This window comes from Cedecea selenatireducens, assembly GCF_042138895.1.
Classification (GTDB): Bacteria; Pseudomonadota; Gammaproteobacteria; order Enterobacterales; family Enterobacteriaceae; genus Cedecea; species Cedecea selenatireducens.
This window is the reverse complement of the sequence record NZ_JBHIKW010000002.1, coordinates 491,168-508,758: the sequence shown is the minus strand read 5'-3', so window position 1 is coordinate 508,758 and position 17,591 is coordinate 491,168. Positions and strand designations below refer to the sequence as shown.

The 17,591-nt window shown below is 56.5% G+C and carries 14 protein-coding genes; 9 read left to right on the top strand and 5 right to left on the bottom strand.

Features of this window, described 5'->3' with window-relative positions; translation table 11 throughout:
- The first annotated feature begins 176 nt into the window (after positions 1–176).
- Both yfhb and tadA read left to right on the top strand, forming a co-directional pair.
- The gene (gene yfhb, locus ACE38U_RS05205; RefSeq protein WP_038479880.1) at positions 177–815 is read left to right on the top strand and encodes a phosphatidylglycerophosphatase C; all 639 of its coding nucleotides are present in this window, start codon (positions 177–179) and stop codon (positions 813–815) included.
- Between the two features lie 96 nt (positions 816–911).
- Complete coding sequence (tadA, locus tag ACE38U_RS05200) at positions 912–1,382, top strand: tRNA adenosine(34) deaminase TadA (protein ID WP_218167090.1); 471 nt, start codon at positions 912–914, stop codon at positions 1,380–1,382.
- Here the strand turns inward: tadA and mltF are convergent.
- Positions 1,273–2,823: a membrane-bound lytic murein transglycosylase MltF gene (gene mltF, locus ACE38U_RS05195; protein WP_375529292.1), complete on the bottom strand. Its 1,551-nt coding sequence runs from the start codon at positions 2,821–2,823 to the stop codon at positions 1,273–1,275. The genes tadA and mltF overlap by 110 nt on opposite strands.
- A 248-nt stretch (positions 2,824–3,071) precedes the next feature.
- Here mltF and purL point away from each other — a divergent pair, with 248 nt between their 5' ends.
- From purL to glnB, 5 genes are all read left to right on the top strand, one after another.
- Entirely contained in the window at positions 3,072–6,959 is a 3,888-nt protein-coding gene (gene purL, locus ACE38U_RS05190) for a phosphoribosylformylglycinamidine synthase (protein ID WP_038479888.1), read from the top strand.
- A gap of 599 nt (positions 6,960–7,558) precedes the next feature.
- The gene (locus ACE38U_RS05185) at positions 7,559–8,995 is read left to right on the top strand and encodes a sensor histidine kinase (RefSeq protein WP_375529291.1); all 1,437 of its coding nucleotides are present in this window, start codon (positions 7,559–7,561) and stop codon (positions 8,993–8,995) included.
- Complete coding sequence (qseG, locus tag ACE38U_RS05180; RefSeq protein ID WP_038479894.1) at positions 8,988–9,740, top strand: two-component system QseEF-associated lipoprotein QseG; 753 nt, start codon at positions 8,988–8,990, stop codon at positions 9,738–9,740. The genes ACE38U_RS05185 and qseG overlap by 8 nt, the downstream gene beginning before the upstream one ends.
- A complete protein-coding gene (gene glrR / locus ACE38U_RS05175; RefSeq protein WP_038479897.1) occupies positions 9,737–11,074 on the top strand; it encodes a two-component system response regulator GlrR in 1,338 nt (445 codons plus the stop codon). Before qseG ends, glrR begins: the two co-directional genes overlap by 4 nt.
- A 65-nt stretch (positions 11,075–11,139) precedes the next feature.
- Positions 11,140–11,478, top strand: coding sequence for a nitrogen regulatory protein P-II (gene glnB, locus ACE38U_RS05170; protein WP_002438074.1), 339 nt, complete (start codon positions 11,140–11,142; stop codon positions 11,476–11,478).
- A gap of 93 nt (positions 11,479–11,571) precedes the next feature.
- Here the strand turns inward: glnB and hmpA are convergent, their stop codons facing one another.
- The gene (hmpA, locus tag ACE38U_RS05165) at positions 11,572–12,762 is read right to left on the bottom strand and encodes an NO-inducible flavohemoprotein (RefSeq protein WP_038479902.1); all 1,191 of its coding nucleotides are present in this window, start codon (positions 12,760–12,762) and stop codon (positions 11,572–11,574) included.
- Between the two features lie 110 nt (positions 12,763–12,872).
- Here hmpA and ACE38U_RS05160 point away from each other — a divergent pair, with 110 nt between their 5' ends.
- On the top strand, positions 12,873–13,076 hold the full coding sequence (locus tag ACE38U_RS05160) for a hypothetical protein (protein WP_144244059.1): 204 nt from the start codon (positions 12,873–12,875) through the stop codon (positions 13,074–13,076).
- A 14-nt stretch (positions 13,077–13,090) separates the two neighbouring features.
- Positions 13,091–14,344, top strand: coding sequence for a serine hydroxymethyltransferase (gene glyA, locus ACE38U_RS05155; protein WP_038479905.1), 1,254 nt, complete (start codon positions 13,091–13,093; stop codon positions 14,342–14,344).
- A 43-nt stretch (positions 14,345–14,387) separates the two neighbouring features.
- On the opposite strand, the gene ACE38U_RS05150 is transcribed toward glyA, so the two are convergent.
- Genes ACE38U_RS05150 through ACE38U_RS05140 form a run of 3 tightly spaced genes read right to left on the bottom strand, consistent with a single transcriptional unit; the run spans position 14,388 to position 17,591 of the window.
- Positions 14,388–14,987 (bottom strand): SIS domain-containing protein, encoded by a 600-nt coding sequence (locus tag ACE38U_RS05150; RefSeq protein ID WP_375529290.1) that lies wholly within the window; start codon positions 14,985–14,987, stop codon positions 14,388–14,390.
- Positions 14,984–16,621 carry an FGGY-family carbohydrate kinase gene (locus ACE38U_RS05145; protein WP_038479911.1) on the bottom strand — a complete coding sequence of 546 codons (1,638 nt, stop codon included), beginning with the start codon at positions 16,619–16,621 and terminating at the stop codon, positions 14,984–14,986. The genes ACE38U_RS05150 and ACE38U_RS05145 overlap by 4 nt, the downstream gene beginning before the upstream one ends.
- A gap of 16 nt (positions 16,622–16,637) precedes the next feature.
- Positions 16,638–17,591: an ABC transporter permease gene (locus tag ACE38U_RS05140; RefSeq protein WP_038479914.1), complete on the bottom strand. Its 954-nt coding sequence runs from the start codon at positions 17,589–17,591 to the stop codon at positions 16,638–16,640.

Genomic DNA, 17,591 nt, shown 5'->3' with positions numbered 1-17,591 from the left:
TGCCTGTATAAGCATCTGAGCGAATTATAAATTCCATTATAGAGCAATGTTACCGAATTAAATATTCTGATGTGTCGTGGGCTGCGGGCCAGGATTGCTCGCGGAAAACCATGAGGCTATCTGTTAGGCTTTAAGGGAGCATAATTTTGTGAACGCGAGTCTTAAAGGAGCCCGTATTGACTACCCACCACCCGCGCCGCGTCGTCTTTTTTGATTTGGATGGCACCTTACATCAGCAGGACATGTTCGGCAGTTTTCTGTTTTACCTCCTGCGCCGTCTGCCGTTGAACGCGCTGCTGGTGGTTTTACTGCTGCCTCTGGTCGGAGGCATGATGCTTATTCAAGGTAGCGCTGCCCGCCAGCCGATGAGCCTGCTGCTGTGGGGCGCGACGTTTGGGCGAAGTGAGGCTCGCCTGCAGCAACTGCAGAGCGATTTCGCAGTCTGGTTTCGCAAGAAGGTGAAGGCATTTCCCGTTGTCCAGCAGCGGCTGACGGACTATTTGCACAGCGCGAATGCTGACGTCTGGCTGATTACAGGCTCGCCTCAGCCGTTGGTTGAGAAGGTCTATTTTGATACGCCGTGGCTGCCGGAGGTGAAGGTGATTGCCACGCAGATTGCACGAGGCTATGGAGGGTGGATTGTTACCCTTCGCTGCCTCGGCCATGAAAAAGTGGTTCAGCTGGAGCAGCACATAGGAGCCCCGCTGCGGCTTTACAGCGGCTACAGCGACAGCCATCAGGACAATCCGCTGCTGTATTTCTGCGAGCATCGCTGGCGCGTCACGCCGCAGGGAGAGTTGCAGCAGCTCGAGTAGGGCGTTTTGAATCCGTTAAGCGGTGTGTATAATGCGCCGCCCACTTATGCCGCGGAGAGCGTTGTGTCAGAGACAGAATTTACCCATGAACACTGGATGCGTCATGCCCTGACCCTCGCTCAGCGGGCGTGGGATGAAGGTGAAGTGCCCGTCGGCGCGGTGCTGGTGCATAACAACCAGGTCATTGGTGAAGGCTGGAATCGCCCTATAGGCCGTCACGACCCTACGGCCCATGCTGAAATTATGGCGCTTCGCCAGGGCGGACTGGTGCTGCAAAACTATCGTCTGCTGGATACCACGCTCTACGTCACGCTTGAACCTTGCGTCATGTGCGCAGGGGCGATGGTGCACAGCCGCATTGGCCGCTTAGTGTTTGGCGCGCGTGACGCCAAAACGGGCGCAATTGGTTCGCTGATGGACGTACTCGGCCATCCCGGGATGAACCATCAGGTGCAGGTCAGTGAAGGGGTGCTCGCGTCAGAGTGCTCAGCCATGCTGAGCGATTTTTTTCGCGCTCGTCGTCTTGAGAAAAAGGCCCTAAAGGAAAAGGCCCATAGGTCGGATTAGCCAGCTCTATCGGGGCGACCGCAGGGTAAGCCTCGGCAAATTTGTCCACCTGAGCCGTTTTTTTCTCTTTCTCCTGTAAATACCCTTCCAGACTAAGCTGATACTTGCGGATGTTTTCCACATACGCGTAAGCCTCGTGTCCACGAGCATATCCATAGGTTGTTTTGCTGTAATAAGGCTTAAGGCTAAGCAGCGGCAGGCGTGTCTTCACATCGGCCCAGCTGTCCGGGTTGCCTTTCTGTTTTGCCGTCAGCTGACGAGCATCGAGCATATGGGCATAGCCCATGTTGTAGGCCGCCAGCGCGAACCAGATGCGTTCGTATTCCGGGACTGAGCTCGGCACTTTGCTCATCATATCTTTCAGATAACGGCTGCCGCCGCTGATGCTTTGCTCTGCATCCAGCCTGTCGACGACCCCAAGACTCTGTGCTGTATTTTTCGTCAACATCATCATCCCGCGCACGCCGGTTGGCGAAGTAGCGTGGGTATCCCAGTGGGATTCCTGATAGGAGATTGCGGCCAGCAGCGGCCAGTCGATTTCGTCGGCGTATTTTTCAAACAGCGGCTGAAGGTCCGGCAGAACTGCATCCACCGCATTCAGGAAGGTTCGGGTATCGACGTAATCAAAATCACCGATATGGCCGAGATATTTTTCCTCAAGCCTTGCCAGTGTGCCGTTGCTGCTAATCTGATTGTAGAAATCGAGCAGGGCGGCGCTCATGCTGTCGTCGCCGTCACGCGCCGAAAACCAGGTAACAGGCTGTTCATCGGTCACGTCCAGAGCGACGGCCAGCTGAGGATGTACGCGCTGGAAAATACTGATGGCGATACTATCAGAGATAGTAAAGGCGATATTACCGTCCACCACCTGCTGCAGAAGCTGATTACTGGTCTGTTTGGCGTCAATGCTCCAACTAAGATCGGGATACTGGCTTTCCTTTAGCTTTTGCAGATCGCTCACCACAGCCTGGCCGGAAGAGAGCACCAGCTGCGAAGGTTTGACGCCGCCAAGTGACTTCGGACGTGGGCTGCCCACGCGGTAAACCATTTGCTGCGAAACCGAGTAATAGGTTGGCCCTGCCTGGTAATCGCTGCTGCGGCGCGAGTTATACACCAGCCCGGCGGCAAGCAGGTCGGCTTTGTCATTGTCCAGGTCGTCGAACAACGCGTTGATGTTTGGCCGTACCACGACTTTGAGCTTCACGCCCAGGTAATCTGCAAACTCGCTGGCGAGCTCATAATCAAGTCCGGTCGCCTTGCCGTTAATCATCGTCCAGGTGAGCGGCGATGAAATGGTACTGACGCGCAGAACCCCCCGCGCTTTTATCGCGGCGATACGGTTTTCGGCCTGATTGAAACCTGGAATGGAGGGCCATAATGCCACTGCCAGCAACAAGGTGACGATACCGATAAGCAGATAATTAATCTTTATTCTTTTCAAATAGATAACATTCTGCAGCAGGATAAGCCTTAGCCAACAATAAACATGATTTGTCTGAACCCCGTGAGTGAATGAGGCGCATTTTGCGTAAGAAAACGCCAGTAAGCAACTTTTAAGAATATATCGTTTACTTTTCGTGCAATAAAAACTTCTGCTGTTATTTCTACGCAAACGGTTTCGTCACGGCGGAGGATTCTCTATAATGACGCCCGTTTTCCCCCCTTCGCCCTGAAGACGAGAGATCTTTAATGATGGAAATTCTGCGTGGTTCGCCTGCTCTTTCGGCATTTCGTATTAACAAACTCCTGGCCCGTTTTAACGATGCTAACCTCCCGGTAAGCGACATTTATGCCGAGTATGTTCATTTTGCCGACCTCGAAGCTCCGCTGAACGCTGATGAGCTTGCTCGCCTGCAGCGGCTGTTGAAGTATGGTCCAACTCTCGCAGAACATGCGCCTGAAGGAACCTTGCTGCTGGTCACCCCGCGCCCTGGCACCATCTCCCCCTGGTCTTCTAAAGCCACCGACATTGCCCACAACTGCGATCTGCCACAGATTAAGCGCCTTGAGCGCGGCGTGGCCTGGTACGTTACCGGCAGCACGCTGACCGCCGAACAGCTGCAGGACGTTGCCGCGCTGCTGCACGACCGCATGATGGAGAGCGTGTTTACCTCTCTGAACGATGCGCAGCAGCTGTTTACCCGGCAGCAGCCCGCTCCGGTGCAGAGCGTTGACCTGCTCGGCAAAGGGCGTAACGCGCTGGTGGAGGCGAATATCCGTCTGGGCCTGGCGCTGGCGGAAGACGAAATCGACTACCTGCAGGATGCGTTCAGCAAGCTTGGCCGCAACCCGAACGACATCGAACTGTACATGTTTGCTCAGGCGAACTCCGAACACTGTCGCCATAAAATCTTTAACGCCGACTGGATTATCGACGGGCAGAAGCAGCCGAAGTCCCTGTTCAAGATGATCAAAAATACCTTCGAGAAAACGCCGGATTACGTGCTGTCTGCCTATAAAGACAACGCGGCGGTCATGGAAGGTTCAGCCGTGGGGCGCTTCTTCGCCGATCGTGAGGCGGGGCGCTACGACTTCCATCAGGAAGAGGCGCATATCCTGATGAAGGTTGAAACCCACAACCACCCGACCGCTATCTCCCCGTGGCCGGGTGCAGCAACGGGTTCCGGCGGTGAAATCCGTGACGAAGGCGCTACCGGGCGCGGTGCCAAGCCAAAAGCTGGCCTGGTCGGTTTCTCCGTTTCCAACCTGCGTATTCCAGGCTTTGAACAGCCGTGGGAACAGGATTTTGGTAAGCCAGACCGCATCGTTACCGCGCTGGATATCATGACCGAAGGCCCACTGGGCGGGGCGGCATTCAACAACGAATTTGGCCGTCCGGCGCTGACCGGCTACTTCCGTACCTACGAAGAGCAGGTTAACAGCCACAACGGCGTAGAGCTGCGCGGCTACCACAAACCTATCATGCTCGCCGGCGGCATCGGTAACATCCGGGCCGACCATGTGCAGAAGGGCGAAATCACCCCTGGCGCTAAGCTGATTGTGCTGGGTGGCCCGGCGATGAACATCGGCCTCGGCGGCGGTGCAGCGTCGTCTATGGCATCCGGCCAGTCCGATGCCGATTTAGATTTTGCTTCCGTTCAGCGTGATAACCCGGAAATGGAACGCCGCTGTCAGGAAGTGATCGACCGCTGCTGGCAGATGGGCGAAGACAACCCGATTCTGTTTATCCACGACGTTGGCGCGGGTGGCCTGTCTAACGCCATGCCTGAGCTGGTCAGCGATGGTGGCCGCGGCGGCCGCTTTGAACTGCGCGACATTCTTAACGACGAGCCGGGCATGAGCCCGCTTGAAGTCTGGTGTAACGAATCCCAGGAGCGCTACGTGCTGGCCGTTGCGCCAGAGCAGCTGCCGCTGTTTGACGAACTTTGCCGCCGCGAGCGCGCGCCGTATGCGGTGATTGGGGAAGCCACCACCGAACAGCACCTGACGCTCAACGACAGCCACTTTGATAATCAGCCTATTGATATGCCGCTGGACGTGCTGCTCGGCAAAACGCCGAAGATGGAGCGTAACGTCGAGACGCTGAAAGCCAAAGGTGAAGTCTTCAACAGCAGCGAGATCTCCATTGCCGATGCGGTGAAACGCGTTCTGCATCTGCCGACGGTGGCTGAAAAAACCTTCCTCGTGACCATCGGCGACCGTACGGTAACCGGTATGGTGTCCCGCGATCAGATGGTTGGCCCGTGGCAGATCCCGGTCGCAAACTGCGCGGTCACCACCGCCAGCCTGGATAGCTACTACGGCGAAGCGATGTCTATCGGCGAACGTGCGCCAGTTGCGCTGCTGGACTTTGCGGCTTCCGGTCGCCTGGCCGTAGGCGAAGCATTAACCAACATCGCGGCAACCCAAATCGGTTCCCTGAAGCGCATCAAACTGTCTGCAAACTGGATGGCCGCAGCCGGTCACCCTGGTGAAGACGCTGGTCTGTATGAAGCGGTTAAGGCCGTTGGCGAAGAGCTTTGTCCGGCGCTGGGGATAACCATCCCGGTTGGCAAAGACTCCATGTCGATGAAAACCCGCTGGCAGGAAGGTAACGAGCAGCGCGAGATGACTTCTCCGCTGTCGCTGGTGATTACCGCGTTTGCCCGCGTGGAAGACGTGCGTGGCACCGTGACTCCGCAGCTTGGCACCGAAGATAACGCCCTGCTGCTGATCGATTTAGGCAAAGGCCACAACGCGCTGGGCGCCACCGCGCTGTCTCAGGTTTACCGCCAGTTGGGTGACAAGCCAGCGGACGTGCGCAGCGTTGAGCAGCTTAAAGGCTTCTGGGACGCGATGCAGGCGCTGGTTGCAGATCGCAAACTGCTGGCCTGGCACGACCGCTCCGACGGCGGCCTGCTGGTCACCCTGGCGGAAATGGCCTTTACCGGCCACTGCGGCGTGGATGTTGACATCGCAGGCCTCGGCAGCGATCGCCTGGCCGCATTGTTTAACGAAGAGCTGGGTGGCGTTATCCAGGTTCGTGCCGAAGATCGTGAGGGCGTGGAGGCGCTGTTGGCCGAACACGGCCTGGCGGATTGCGTGCATTATCTCGGTAAGGCCGTTGAAGGTGACCGGTTCACCATCAGCGCTGACGGTCATGCGGTGTTCAGCGAAAGTCGTACCACGCTGCGTATGTGGTGGGCAGAAACCACCTGGCAGATGCAGCGCCTGCGTGATAACCCGGCCTGTGCCGACGAAGAGCACAACGCGAAGGCTAACGACAACGATCCTGGCCTTAACGTGAAGCTGAACTTTGATATCAAAGAAGATATTGCCGCGCCGTTCATCGCAACCGGCGCGCGCCCTAAAGTGGCTATCCTGCGCGAGCAGGGCGTTAACTCCCACGTTGAGATGGCTGCCGCCTTCCACCGTGCTGGCTTTGACGCCATTGACGTTCACATGAGTGACCTGCTGGCGGGCCGCACCGGTCTGGAAAGTTTCCACACGCTGGTGGCCTGCGGCGGCTTCTCTTACGGCGACGTGCTGGGTGCAGGGGAAGGCTGGGCGAAGTCCATCCTGTTCAACGCTCGCGTGCGCGATGAGTTTGAAACCTTCTTCCATCGCCCGGAAACGCTGGCGCTTGGCGTCTGTAACGGCTGTCAGATGATGTCCAACCTGCGTGAACTGATTCCAGGCAGTGATTTGTGGCCGCGCTTTGTGCGTAACCAGTCCGATCGCTTTGAAGCGCGCTTCAGCCTGGTTGAAGTGACTTCAAGCCCATCGCTGCTGCTGCAGGGCATGGCTGGTTCGCATATGCCTATCGCGGTTTCTCACGGTGAAGGTCGCGTGGAAGTCCGTGATGCCGCTCATCTCGCCGCGCTTGAGAGCAAAGGGCTGGTGGCGCTGCGCTTCGTGGATAACTTCGCGAACGTGACGGAAACCTATCCGGCTAACCCGAACGGTTCACCGAACGGGATAACGGCAGTGAGTAACGAAAGCGGCCGTGTGACAATCATGATGCCGCACCCTGAGCGTGTGTTCCGCACCGTGAGCAACTCCTGGCACCCGGCAGAGTGGGGCGAAGACAGCCCGTGGATGCGCATTTTCCGTAACGCGCGTAAACAGCTGGGCTGATTACCCTCACCCCGCCCTCTCCCTAAAAGGGAGAGGGGGAAAAAAGTTGAAAGGCTCCGATCCGTTTCCCTCGCCCCTCTGGGGGGAGGGCCAGGGTGAGGGGCTTTTTTGTCACTAAATCCCGACATATCCACTTTTAATGTGTCTCCAAAAGGAGACGTTTAAGTCATTGATATTTATTGGTTTGGTGGTTGTTGTTAAAGAGTGTTGCAAAATGGCGACACTAAGAATAAAAAACAGTCACAATATATTCTTTGCGTTAATCAATTAATATCAATTAAAACAATATGTTAGTTTCATTTAGTTAAAGTTGGCACGATACCTGCTTAATAACAGCCAGTGGCTCATTCAATCTCTTATGTCAGCGTCTTCTCAGACAGACTACATAAACCGCCGAATGACGCACAAAAAGGTGCCTGCCGTCCAATATTTGATAAATGCCTTCGGGCTTATCATGCTCCGGGCGAAACGTTGAGTAAGGCACCACCTAATTCCTAAGTAAAGGCAGGGTTTTTGACCCTGCCTTTATTGTTTCTGGCAAACTCATCTTTCCACCACGCGCAATCGCGGCTAGCATCGTGTCATACAGGTAATGTGAGATGAAGCTATTGAACCAGTGGCATTTTTTCCCTCGATCTTTGCGCCAGCTTGTCATGATGGCCTTCTTATTAGTGCTGGTACCGCTGCTGGTGCTTGCCTGGCAGGCCTGGCAAAGCCTGAACGCGCTAAGCGCCCAGGCCGCGCTGACTAACCGCACCACGCTGATTGACGCTCGCCGCAGCGAGGCGATGACCAATATTGCTCTGGAAATGGAGCGCAGCTACCGGCAATACTGCGTGCTGGATGACTCCCGCCTTGCTCAACTGTATCAGGGCCAGCGCCAGCGCTATGCTCAAATGCTCGAAGCCCATTCATCTGTTCTACCCGATCCCAGGCTTTATCAATCGCTCAGTCAGTCATTGAGCGACCTTACCGAACTAAAATGTAAAAACAGCGGGCCAGAAGCCGCGGCGGCGAACCAGCTTGAACAGTTTGCTTCGGCCAATGCCGAAATGGTTCAGGCGACCAGGACGGTGGTGTTCTCCCGTGGGCAACAGCTTCAGCAGGAAATCGCCGAGCGAGGCCAGTTCTTCGGCTGGCAGGCGCTGGTGCTGTTTCTGCTGAGCCTTGGCCTGGTTATCATCTTCACCCGTATGATTATCGGCCCGGTCAAAGGCATTGAACGGATGATCAATCGGCTGGGGGAAGGGCGTACGCTTGGCAATAGCGAGGTGTTTAAAGGGCCAAGAGAGCTACGCTCCGTGGGGCAGCGCATTGTCTGGCTTAGCGAGCGCCTGGCCTGGCTTGAATCCCAGCGGCATGAATTTCTCCGCCATCTTTCCCATGAATTAAAAACGCCTCTTGCCAGCATGCGGGAAGGGACGGAACTGCTTGCCGATCAGGTTGCCGGGCCGCTAAATGCCGACCAGAAAGAGGTTGTGGCCATACTCGACAGCAGCAGCCGCCATCTGCAAAGGCTGATTGAACAGCTGCTGGACTATAACCGCAAGCTGGCGGACGCCGCGATAACGCTGGAAAAGGTCGAGCTGGCCCCGCTGCTAGAAATGGTTATCTCTGCGCACAGCCTGCCGGCGAGAGCTAAAATGATGCATACCGAGATTCAGCTAAGCCCGAAAGCCTGCCTGGCAGAAACGACTCTGCTGATGAGCGTGCTGGATAATCTCTACTCCAATGCGGTGCACTATGGCAGTGAATCCGGTACCATTTATCTCCGTAGTTCGCAGGTTGGCGCGATGTTGCACATTGAGGTCGCGAATACCGGCGAACCGATTCCGGCGACGGAACAAGAGATGATTTTTGAGCCTTTCTTCCAGGGTAGTCACCAGCGGAAGGGTTCGGTAAAGGGAAGTGGCCTGGGACTGAGTATCGCCAGGGATTGCATTCGACGCATGCACGGAAAGCTTAGCCTGATTAACGCTAACAGCGCGGAAGTTTGTTTCCGTATCGAATTACCGGTTTTCCCTGAGAATGATTAAAACGATGAAAGTACTTTTATTGCGTGAGCCACGCCGCGGGGCTTTGCCTCGCCTCATTTGCTGGGTATCCGGCGCACTGGCAGGTGCCGCACTGCTGACGGGCTGCGTGGCCAAAAGCGTTTCCAGCAGCCTTGACGAGGCCCACAAACCGCATATCCCGGAACAACAAATTCCTGATTACCTGTCCACGGACTGCGCCGAAATATGGGCGCTGACGGGGCATGACGTCAGCAGCAATCCACTTTACTGGCTGCGCGGCATGGACTGCGCCCAGCGCCTGCCGCCGGCAGAAGCCAGGGCGGAAGCTCGGCAGTGGCCGGCAGAAACCTGGCAGGATACGTTCAAGCGCGGCATTTTGCTCTCTACGGCTAAAATTACCCCGACCGAGCGCCGCCGCTACATGACCCAGCTCGACACCATGACCCATGAGGTGCCGGTGCAGGTCCGTTCTCTGTTTGAGATTTGGCGCGACGGCCAGTCTTCTTTGCTCAAACTCTCGGATGAGCGCACGCGCTACAGCAAGCTTCAGCAATCAACCGACGGCGAGCTGGATACGCTGCGCGAGCAGCAGCAGCGCCTGCGCAGCCAGCTTGACCTCACCACGCGCAAGCTGGAAAACCTTACCGATATTGAACGTCAGCTTTCAAGCCGCAAGCCGGGAAGCAATTTAGTGCCGGACACGCACAGTTCGGACGACAACGATGACGACGCTTCAAACAAATCGCAGCCGGAGGCAAAACCATGACGCAAAGGAAACCCGCGCGCTTATTGTTAGTGGATGACGATCCTGGCCTGCTCAAGCTGCTGGGAATGCGCCTTTCGAGCGAGGGCTATACGGTCACCACGGCGGAAAGCGGCGCCGAAGGGCTGAAGGTCCTTGCGCGAGAAAAAATCGATCTGGTGATTAGCGATCTCAGAATGGATGAAATGGACGGCATGGCGCTGTTCGCGGAGATCCAAAAAGGTCAGCCGGGATTGCCGGTGATCATTCTGACCGCCCACGGTTCCATTCCGGATGCCGTGGCGGCGACCCAGCAGGGCGTGTTCAGCTTCCTGACTAAACCGGTAGACAGAGATGCGCTCTATCAGGCCATCGACAATGCGCTGGAGCATACGGTCATTGCCGGAGATGACATGTGGCGGGATACCATTGTGACCCGCAGCCCAATTATGCAGCGCCTGCTCGAACAGGCTCGCATGGTGGCGCAGTCGGACGTCAGCGTGTTGATTAACGGGCAAAGCGGGACCGGGAAAGAGATCCTGGCTCAGGCGATACACAACGCCAGCCCACGCAGTAAAAAAGCTTTTATCGCCATTAACTGTGGCGCGTTGCCGGAGCAGCTGCTGGAGTCCGAGCTGTTTGGTCATGCGCGCGGGGCGTTTACCGGCGCGGTCAGCAGCCGTGAAGGGCTGTTCCAGGCGGCGGAAGGCGGAACCCTGTTTCTCGATGAAATCGGTGATATGCCGATTCCGCTCCAGGTTAAGCTGCTGCGTGTCCTGCAGGAGCGGAAAGTTCGTCCGCTGGGCAGCAACCGCGACCTGGACATTGACGTGCGCATTATCTCCGCCACGCACCGGGACCTGCCTAAAGCGATGGAGCGCGGCGAGTTTCGTGAAGATCTCTTCTATCGCCTTAATGTCGTGAACCTGAAAATCCCTGCCTTGCACGAACGTGCTGAAGATATCCCGCTGCTGGCGAATCATTTATTACGTCAGTCCGCCGACAGGCATAAGCCGTTCGTTCGTAGTTTCTCGACCGATGCCATGAAGCGCCTGATGACGGCGAGCTGGCCGGGTAACGTGCGCCAGCTGGTGAACGTCATTGAGCAATGCGTGGCGCTAACCTCAGCCCCGGTGATTGGCGAAGCGCTGGTGGAGCAGGCGCTGGAAGGTGAAAACACCGCCTTGCCGACATTTGTCGAAGCCCGCAACCAGTTCGAGCTAAACTATCTACGTAAGCTGCTGCAAATTACCAAGGGGAATGTCACCCATGCTGCACGTATGGCGGGGCGTAACCGAACCGAATTCTATAAATTACTGGCGAGGCATGAACTCGAGGCCAATGACTTTAAAGAGTAGGCTGTGATAGTGTGAGCAACCGATTACTAATAGTAAAAACGCCGCGCGGGGATACCGGTAATACCATGAAAAAAATTGATGCGATTATTAAACCTTTCAAACTGGACGATGTGCGTGAAGCGCTGGCTGAAGTAGGCATCACCGGCATGACGGTGACGGAAGTTAAAGGCTTTGGCCGTCAGAAAGGGCACACCGAACTGTACCGCGGTGCCGAGTACATGGTGGATTTTCTGCCGAAAGTAAAAATTGAAATCGTGGTCACCGACGACATCGTTGATACCTGCGTGGATACCATTATTCGTACGGCTCAGACCGGCAAGATCGGCGACGGCAAGATTTTCGTCTTCGATGTGGCGCGCGTGGTGCGTATCCGTACCGGTGAAGAAGACGACGCGGCGATTTGATGTAGATTTTTACCCTCACCCTTGGGCAGAATCTGTCCTTTACCCCCTCGCCCCTTTGGGGAGAGGGCTGGGGTGAGGGGCATCCGTACTGAACTACATCACCTTGTGCGGGCCAAAACACTCATAGTGAATGCTGTCTTTATCCACGCCAATCTTCACCAGCTGTTCTGCGGCAAAACGCATAAAGTTGATCGGGCCGCAGAGATAAAACTGCATCGCCGGGTCGCTTAATTTCCCTTCAATTTCCAGCAAGTTCATCAACCCCGTGCGGTTAAAGCGCGCCAGTTCACGATCCTCTGCGGACGGCTCGCGGTACCAGACGTGGCTTTCAAACTTCGGCAGCTTAGCGCCAAGCCCTTTCACTTCCTCGTTGAACGCGTGGACCCCGCCGTGTTCGGCAGCGTGCAGCCAGTTTACCTGTGCCTGATGGCCGCTGTTCGCCAGCGTATCCAGCATCGCAAGCATTGGCGTTTGGCCCACGCCTGCGGAGATCAGCGTCACCGGCGTTTCTGGTTTAACGTCCATGAAAAAATCCCCTGCCGGCGAGGCAAGATGCACCCGATCCCCGGCCTGAGCGTGATTGTGCAGCCAGTTTGAGACCATGCCCTTATCTTCACGCTTCACGGCGATACGGTAGCTTTTACCGTTCGGCTGGCGGGTCAAAGAATACTGGCGAATTTCCTGATGCGGGAAACCGGCGGGCTTCAGCCAGACGCCAAGGTATTGTCCTGGCTGGTAATCTGCCACCGGGCCGCCGTCGAGCGGAATCAGTTCAAAGCTGGCGATCAGCGAGCTTTGTTCCTTTTTCTCAACGATGGTGAAGGGACGAGTGCCTTCCCAACCGCCCTGCTTAGCGGCGTTATCCTGGTAAATCTCCGACTCGCGGTTAATGAAGACCTGAGCCAGCACGCCGTAGGCTTTACCCCACGCGTCCAGCACTTCCTGCCCCGGGCTGAACATCTCGTCCAGGGTTGCCAGCAGGTGGCCGCCCACGATGTTGTACTGCTCGGGTTGGATCTGGAAGGTGGTGTGCTTCTGGGCGATTTTCTCCACGGCAGGCAGCAGCGCGGCCAGGTTTTCAATGTTTGCCGCATAGGCGCAAATAGCGTTGAACAGCGCTTCACGCTGGTCGCCGTTGCGCTGGTTGCTCATATTAAAAATCTCTTTCAGCTCAGGGTTATGGCTGAACATACGCTCGTAGAAGTGGGCGGTGAGCTTGGGGCCGGTGGCGGCCAGCAGAGGGATAGTCGACTTAACAACGGCGATGGTTTGTGCGTCTAGCATGGCGGTCTCCATAAACAGCGTAGTGTATAAATTGCATTTTAAATGCATCTTATAGAAATGGCCTTATGTTGTAAATGGGTTATCGTTGTTAACGACTGAGGTCACAGAACATGAAAAATACGCATCTCGTTGATGAAGAAATATCCGGCAAAAAAGCGCTTCTTTTATTGCCTGAAAGCCTGATTTCATGCCTGGGTAATCGTTTGCGTAAAAACCTCTGTCAAGCCCTATCACCGGGAAGGGTTTCGGTTTACACTGTTGCCCGTCGCCCAAAAGGGCCCCCTCATTGCAGTAAAATTTTTACCGTTAGCTGAGTCAGGAGATGCGAATGTTAAAGCGTGAAATGAACATTGCCGATTATGATGCCGAGCTGTGGCAGGCCATGGAGCAAGAGAAAGTACGTCAGGAAGAGCACATTGAACTGATCGCCTCCGAAAACTACACCAGCCCGCGCGTGATGCAGGCTCAGGGTTCTCAGCTGACAAACAAATATGCTGAAGGTTACCCAGGCAAGCGCTACTACGGCGGTTGCGAATATGTGGATATCGTCGAGCAGCTGGCTATCGACCGTGCCAAAGAGCTGTTTGGCGCAGACTATGCGAACGTGCAGCCGCACTCCGGCTCCCAGGCTAACTTCGCGGTATACACCGCGCTGCTGCAGCCGGGCGATACCGTGCTGGGTATGAATCTGGCGCAGGGCGGCCACCTGACTCACGGCTCCCCGGTTAACTTCTCCGGCAAACTGTACAACATCATTCCTTACGGTATTGATGAGTCCGGTAAAATTGACTACGAAGACATGGCTAAGCAGGCTAAAGAGCACAAGCCGAAGATGATCATCGGCGGCTTCTCTGCCTACTCCGGCGTGGTTGACTGGGCAAAAATGCGTGAAATCGCAGACAGCATCGGTGCTTACCTGTTCGTTGACATGGCACACGTTGCGGGTCTGATTGCCGCAGACGTTTACCCGAACCCGGTGCCACACGCTCACGTTGTGACCACCACCACCCACAAAACCCTGGCGGGTCCACGCGGTGGCCTGATCCTGGCGAAGGGCGGCGACGAAGATCTTTATAAGAAACTGAACTCTGCCGTATTCCCAAGCGCGCAGGGCGGCCCGCTGATGCACGTTATCGCGGCCAAAGCCGTGGCGCTGAAAGAAGCCATGGAGCCAGAGTTCAAGGTTTACCAGCAGCAGGTTGCCAAAAACGCCAAAGCGATGGTGGAAGTGTTCCTGAACCGTGGCTACAAAGTGGTCTCCGGCGGGACTGAAAACCACCTGTTCCTGCTGGATCTGGTGGACAAAAACCTGACCGGTAAAGAAGCTGACGCTGCCCTGGGCCGCGCCAACATCACCGTGAACAAAAACAGCGTGCCAAACGATCCGAAGAGCCCGTTCGTGACTTCCGGTATCCGTATCGGTTCTCCGGCTGTCACTCGCCGCGGTTTCAAAGAAGCAGAAGTGAAAGAGCTGGCTGGCTGGATGTGTGACGTTCTGGACAACATCAATGACGAAGCGGTGATCGAGCGCGTCAAAGGTAAAGTGCTGGATATCTGTGCCCGCTTCCCGGTTTACGCATAACCGTTAAGCTGAAATGTAGAAGGCTCCCGATTGGGAGCCTTTTTTATTTCCGCTGGCTGAGCGTCAGCCCGACGTCTCCACCGGGATGAACCGCCAGCAGCGTCTCTTTCGAGTAGCCGCTCTCGCTCATCAGGCAGGCGCAGGCGGCATCAAAAATCGCCAGCGCCAGGATTATCGACGTGGTCGCCAGCATGTTCAGCGGATCCATTTCCTTCTTCACGCCGGTGGATATCACCAGCCTGGCCGCTTTGGCGATGGCCGAGTTCGGATTCTCAGTGACGCTGATCAGCGGTACTTTTCGGGTTTCCAGCCCCGGCAGCAGGCGCGTTAGCTCATCAGAGTTTCCGCCGCGCGAAAGCATAATCATCAGATCGTCTTCACGTAAAAAACCTAAATCGCCATGGGCTGCATCCGTCGCGCTGAGATAAATCGCCGGGCGCTCCACGCAGGCGAGCATATGGGCAATTTTTCTCGCCGCGATGCCGGAGGTGCCTACGCCGGTGACCACAATCTTGCCTTTGCAGTTTCTCAGTTCGGCCAGCAAGGCGAGCCACTGCGGCTCATCCAGATGGTGTTCCAGCGCCGCAAGTTCGCGGCTGCAGGTTTCCCACGCGTTGACGGCCTGTTGCCAGGAGGCGCTCATGCATCCTCCTGCATCAGCTGGCGATACTTCATGTGGTCGAGATACATCTCGTGGAACACTTTGTATTTGCGGTCGTAGTACTGCTTGATGCGGTTGGTTTGCGGCGTGACCGTTTTACCGATGCGGCTCATCACCGACATGGCTTCGGGGAAGGAGTCAAACACGCCTGCCGCCACGGTGCCCATCATTGCGCTGCCCAGCAGCATCGCCTCGCTCTCTTCCGGCAGCAGCATGGCGCAGCCGGTGGCGTTGGCGTGTTCCTGAACGAAGATTGGATTTTTGGTGCCGCCGCCGCTCGCCATGACGGTGTCGATGGTGTAGCCGCTGTGGTTCATGGTTTCGATAATATGGCGGGTGCCGAGCGCGATGGCCTGAATCGTGGCCAGGTATTGCAGGGCCATATCTTCCGGCGTGCGGGAAAGTTTCAGCCCGCTGATGACGCCGGTCAGCGTCGGGTTAGCGCGCGGTGAGCGGTTGCCGTGGAAGTAGGGCAGGATGTGCATATCCTTCGTCAGGAAGGCGATGTTCTCCGGCTCACCGGCCATTTTGCGCAGCAGGGCGTTCAGCTGTTCATAAATAGTCTGGCCCTGAGCCTTCGCCTGGGCAAGCAGCGTTTCATAGCATGGGTGAGACTGAATAATATGGTCGATCAGCGCCCCGGTAGCCGACTGGCCGCCTTCGTTGAGCCAGTAACCCGGCAGCACCGCAGAATAATACGGCCCCCAAACGCCGTTGATAAAGCGCGCCTCTTTTGAAATCGCCATATGGCCGGTAGAGGTGCCTCCGATCAGCGCCACGCGGCGGTCAAAGTCTGCCACTTCACCTGAAACGCCGCAGGCGCCGAGTGTGCCGAGCGTGCCCGCATGAGCATCGATAATAGAAACGCTGACGGCGGTACCGGCAATCAGCCCCATTTCGCTTGCGGCACGCTGGGTCAGGCCGTGGCCCAGCGGTTCGCCCATGGTTTTCACATAGCGACCAATTTTTTCCGCATCATGCTCCAGCAAATCTTCCAGCCCAATCTGACGGAAGTAGCTGCTGTCCCATTTGTCTTCGTGGCCCATATAGGTCCATTTACAAACGGTGGAGCAGAGCGAGCGGGTATCATCCCCGGTGGCGCGCCAGGTCAGGAAATCCGGCAGGTCAAAATAGTAGCCCGCGTTCGACCAGGTATTCGGCATGTGCTGCTTGAGCCACAGTAGTTTTGGCGTTTGCATCTCCGGGGAAATAATCCCGCCCACGTAATCCAGCACGCGGTGGTGCAGGGCATTAATCCTGTCGGCCTGGGTAATGGCGCGGTGATCCATCCACACGATGATGTTTTGTTCGCTGCGCCCGGAAGGGCTGACGGTCAGCGGTTTGCCTTCTTTATCCAGCACCACCAGAGAACAGGTGGCGTCGAAGCCCAGCCCCTTAACCTGAATCGGGTTAATATCGGCCTGGTTTACTGCATCCCGCACCGCGTTGCAGACCGCCTGCCAGATGTTGTCCGAGGATTGCTCGACGAAATCCGCCTGCGGGCGATAAAGCTCTATTGCCCGGCTGGCCTGGCCTACCATTCTGCCATTCAGATCAAAGACGCCCGCGCGGGCGCTCCCCGTCCCTACATCCACCCCAATGAAGTAACTCGCCATAATGATTCTCCTGAACTCAGGCTTTACGATTCTGTAATGCGATAAAGAGGATCAGCACCGCGCCCCAGAGCGCCATGGTCAGATAACTGCTAATCCCCAGCAAATTAAAGCCACTTTCCAGCATTTGCAGCACGATGAGCGCCAGCACCAGGCCGATAACGCGGCCAAAACCGCCGTCCGGGTTAATGCCGCCCAGCACCGAGGCAAGGATGGTCACCAGCAGGTAAGACTCGCCGTACCCGGCTTTGGCCGAGTTGAATTTAGCCATCATCAGAATGGCGGCCACCCAGCCGAGCAGGGCGGAAATAACGTACACCGATATCTGCACTCGCACGGTGTTGACGCCGCTGTAGCGGGTCGCCTGTTCGTTGGAGCCAACCAGGTAGAGACTGCGCCCGAGCGTGGTGTGCTCCAGCAGCACCCAGAGTAAAACGGCAACCAGCAGGAACAGCAGCAGCGCGACCGGTATCCCGAGCAGCGTGGCGTTGCCCAGGTACTGAATCGCCGCCGGGAAGCCGGAAATCACCGTGCCGTTAGACAGCAAAATGTTGAGGCCGGAAATCAGCGTCATGGTGCCGAGGGTGGCAAGGATAGGCGAAACGCCGACCCAGGCGACCAGCGCGCCGTTCAGCGTGCCGATTGCCACCGCCACGGCAATACCAGCGAGCAAAGCCAGCGCGAAGAACAGCGGGTTATCCGGGTGGCTGACGATAATCGCCGCCATCACCAGCGAGCAGGCGTTCGCCCCTGCAATGATCGACAGGTTGATGCCGCCGGTCAGCATCGTCATTCCCATGCCCAGCGCCAGCATGCCAAGAACAGGCAACTGAGAGCCGATGGACTGGAAGTTGGCGAGGCTAAAGAAACGCCCGCCCAGCAGTAGCGAAAACGCGACGGCAACCACCACAATAATCACGCACTGCAGCCGGATGATGGCATCACCGGGTAAAAATCTGGCGAAGGTTTTCAT

What these genes read in the sequence shown, in the direction of transcription:
- ACE38U_RS05145 (WP_038479911.1), bottom strand. Translation starts at nt 16,621, where the DNA reads ATGGCGAGTTACTTCATTGGGGTGGATGTAGGGACGGGGAGCGCCCGC.
- glnB (WP_002438074.1), top strand. Translation starts at nt 11,140, where the DNA reads ATGAAAAAAATTGATGCGATTATTAAACCTTTCAAACTGGACGATGTG.
- ACE38U_RS05160 (WP_144244059.1), top strand. Translation starts at nt 12,873, where the DNA reads ATGAAAAATACGCATCTCGTTGATGAAGAAATATCCGGCAAAAAAGCG.
- tadA (WP_218167090.1), top strand. Translation starts at nt 912, where the DNA reads ATGCGTCATGCCCTGACCCTCGCTCAGCGGGCGTGGGATGAAGGTGAA.
- ACE38U_RS05140 (WP_038479914.1), bottom strand. Translation starts at nt 17,591, where the DNA reads ATGAAAACCTTCGCCAGATTTTTACCCGGTGATGCCATCATCCGGCTG.
- hmpA (WP_038479902.1), bottom strand. Translation starts at nt 12,762, where the DNA reads ATGCTAGACGCACAAACCATCGCCGTTGTTAAGTCGACTATCCCTCTG.
- purL (WP_038479888.1), top strand. Translation starts at nt 3,072, where the DNA reads ATGATGGAAATTCTGCGTGGTTCGCCTGCTCTTTCGGCATTTCGTATT.
- qseG (WP_038479894.1), top strand. Translation starts at nt 8,988, where the DNA reads ATGATTAAAACGATGAAAGTACTTTTATTGCGTGAGCCACGCCGCGGG.
- glyA (WP_038479905.1), top strand. Translation starts at nt 13,091, where the DNA reads ATGTTAAAGCGTGAAATGAACATTGCCGATTATGATGCCGAGCTGTGG.
- ACE38U_RS05150 (WP_375529290.1), bottom strand. Translation starts at nt 14,987, where the DNA reads ATGAGCGCCTCCTGGCAACAGGCCGTCAACGCGTGGGAAACCTGCAGC.
- ACE38U_RS05185 (WP_375529291.1), top strand. Translation starts at nt 7,559, where the DNA reads ATGAAGCTATTGAACCAGTGGCATTTTTTCCCTCGATCTTTGCGCCAG.
- glrR (WP_038479897.1), top strand. Translation starts at nt 9,737, where the DNA reads ATGACGCAAAGGAAACCCGCGCGCTTATTGTTAGTGGATGACGATCCT.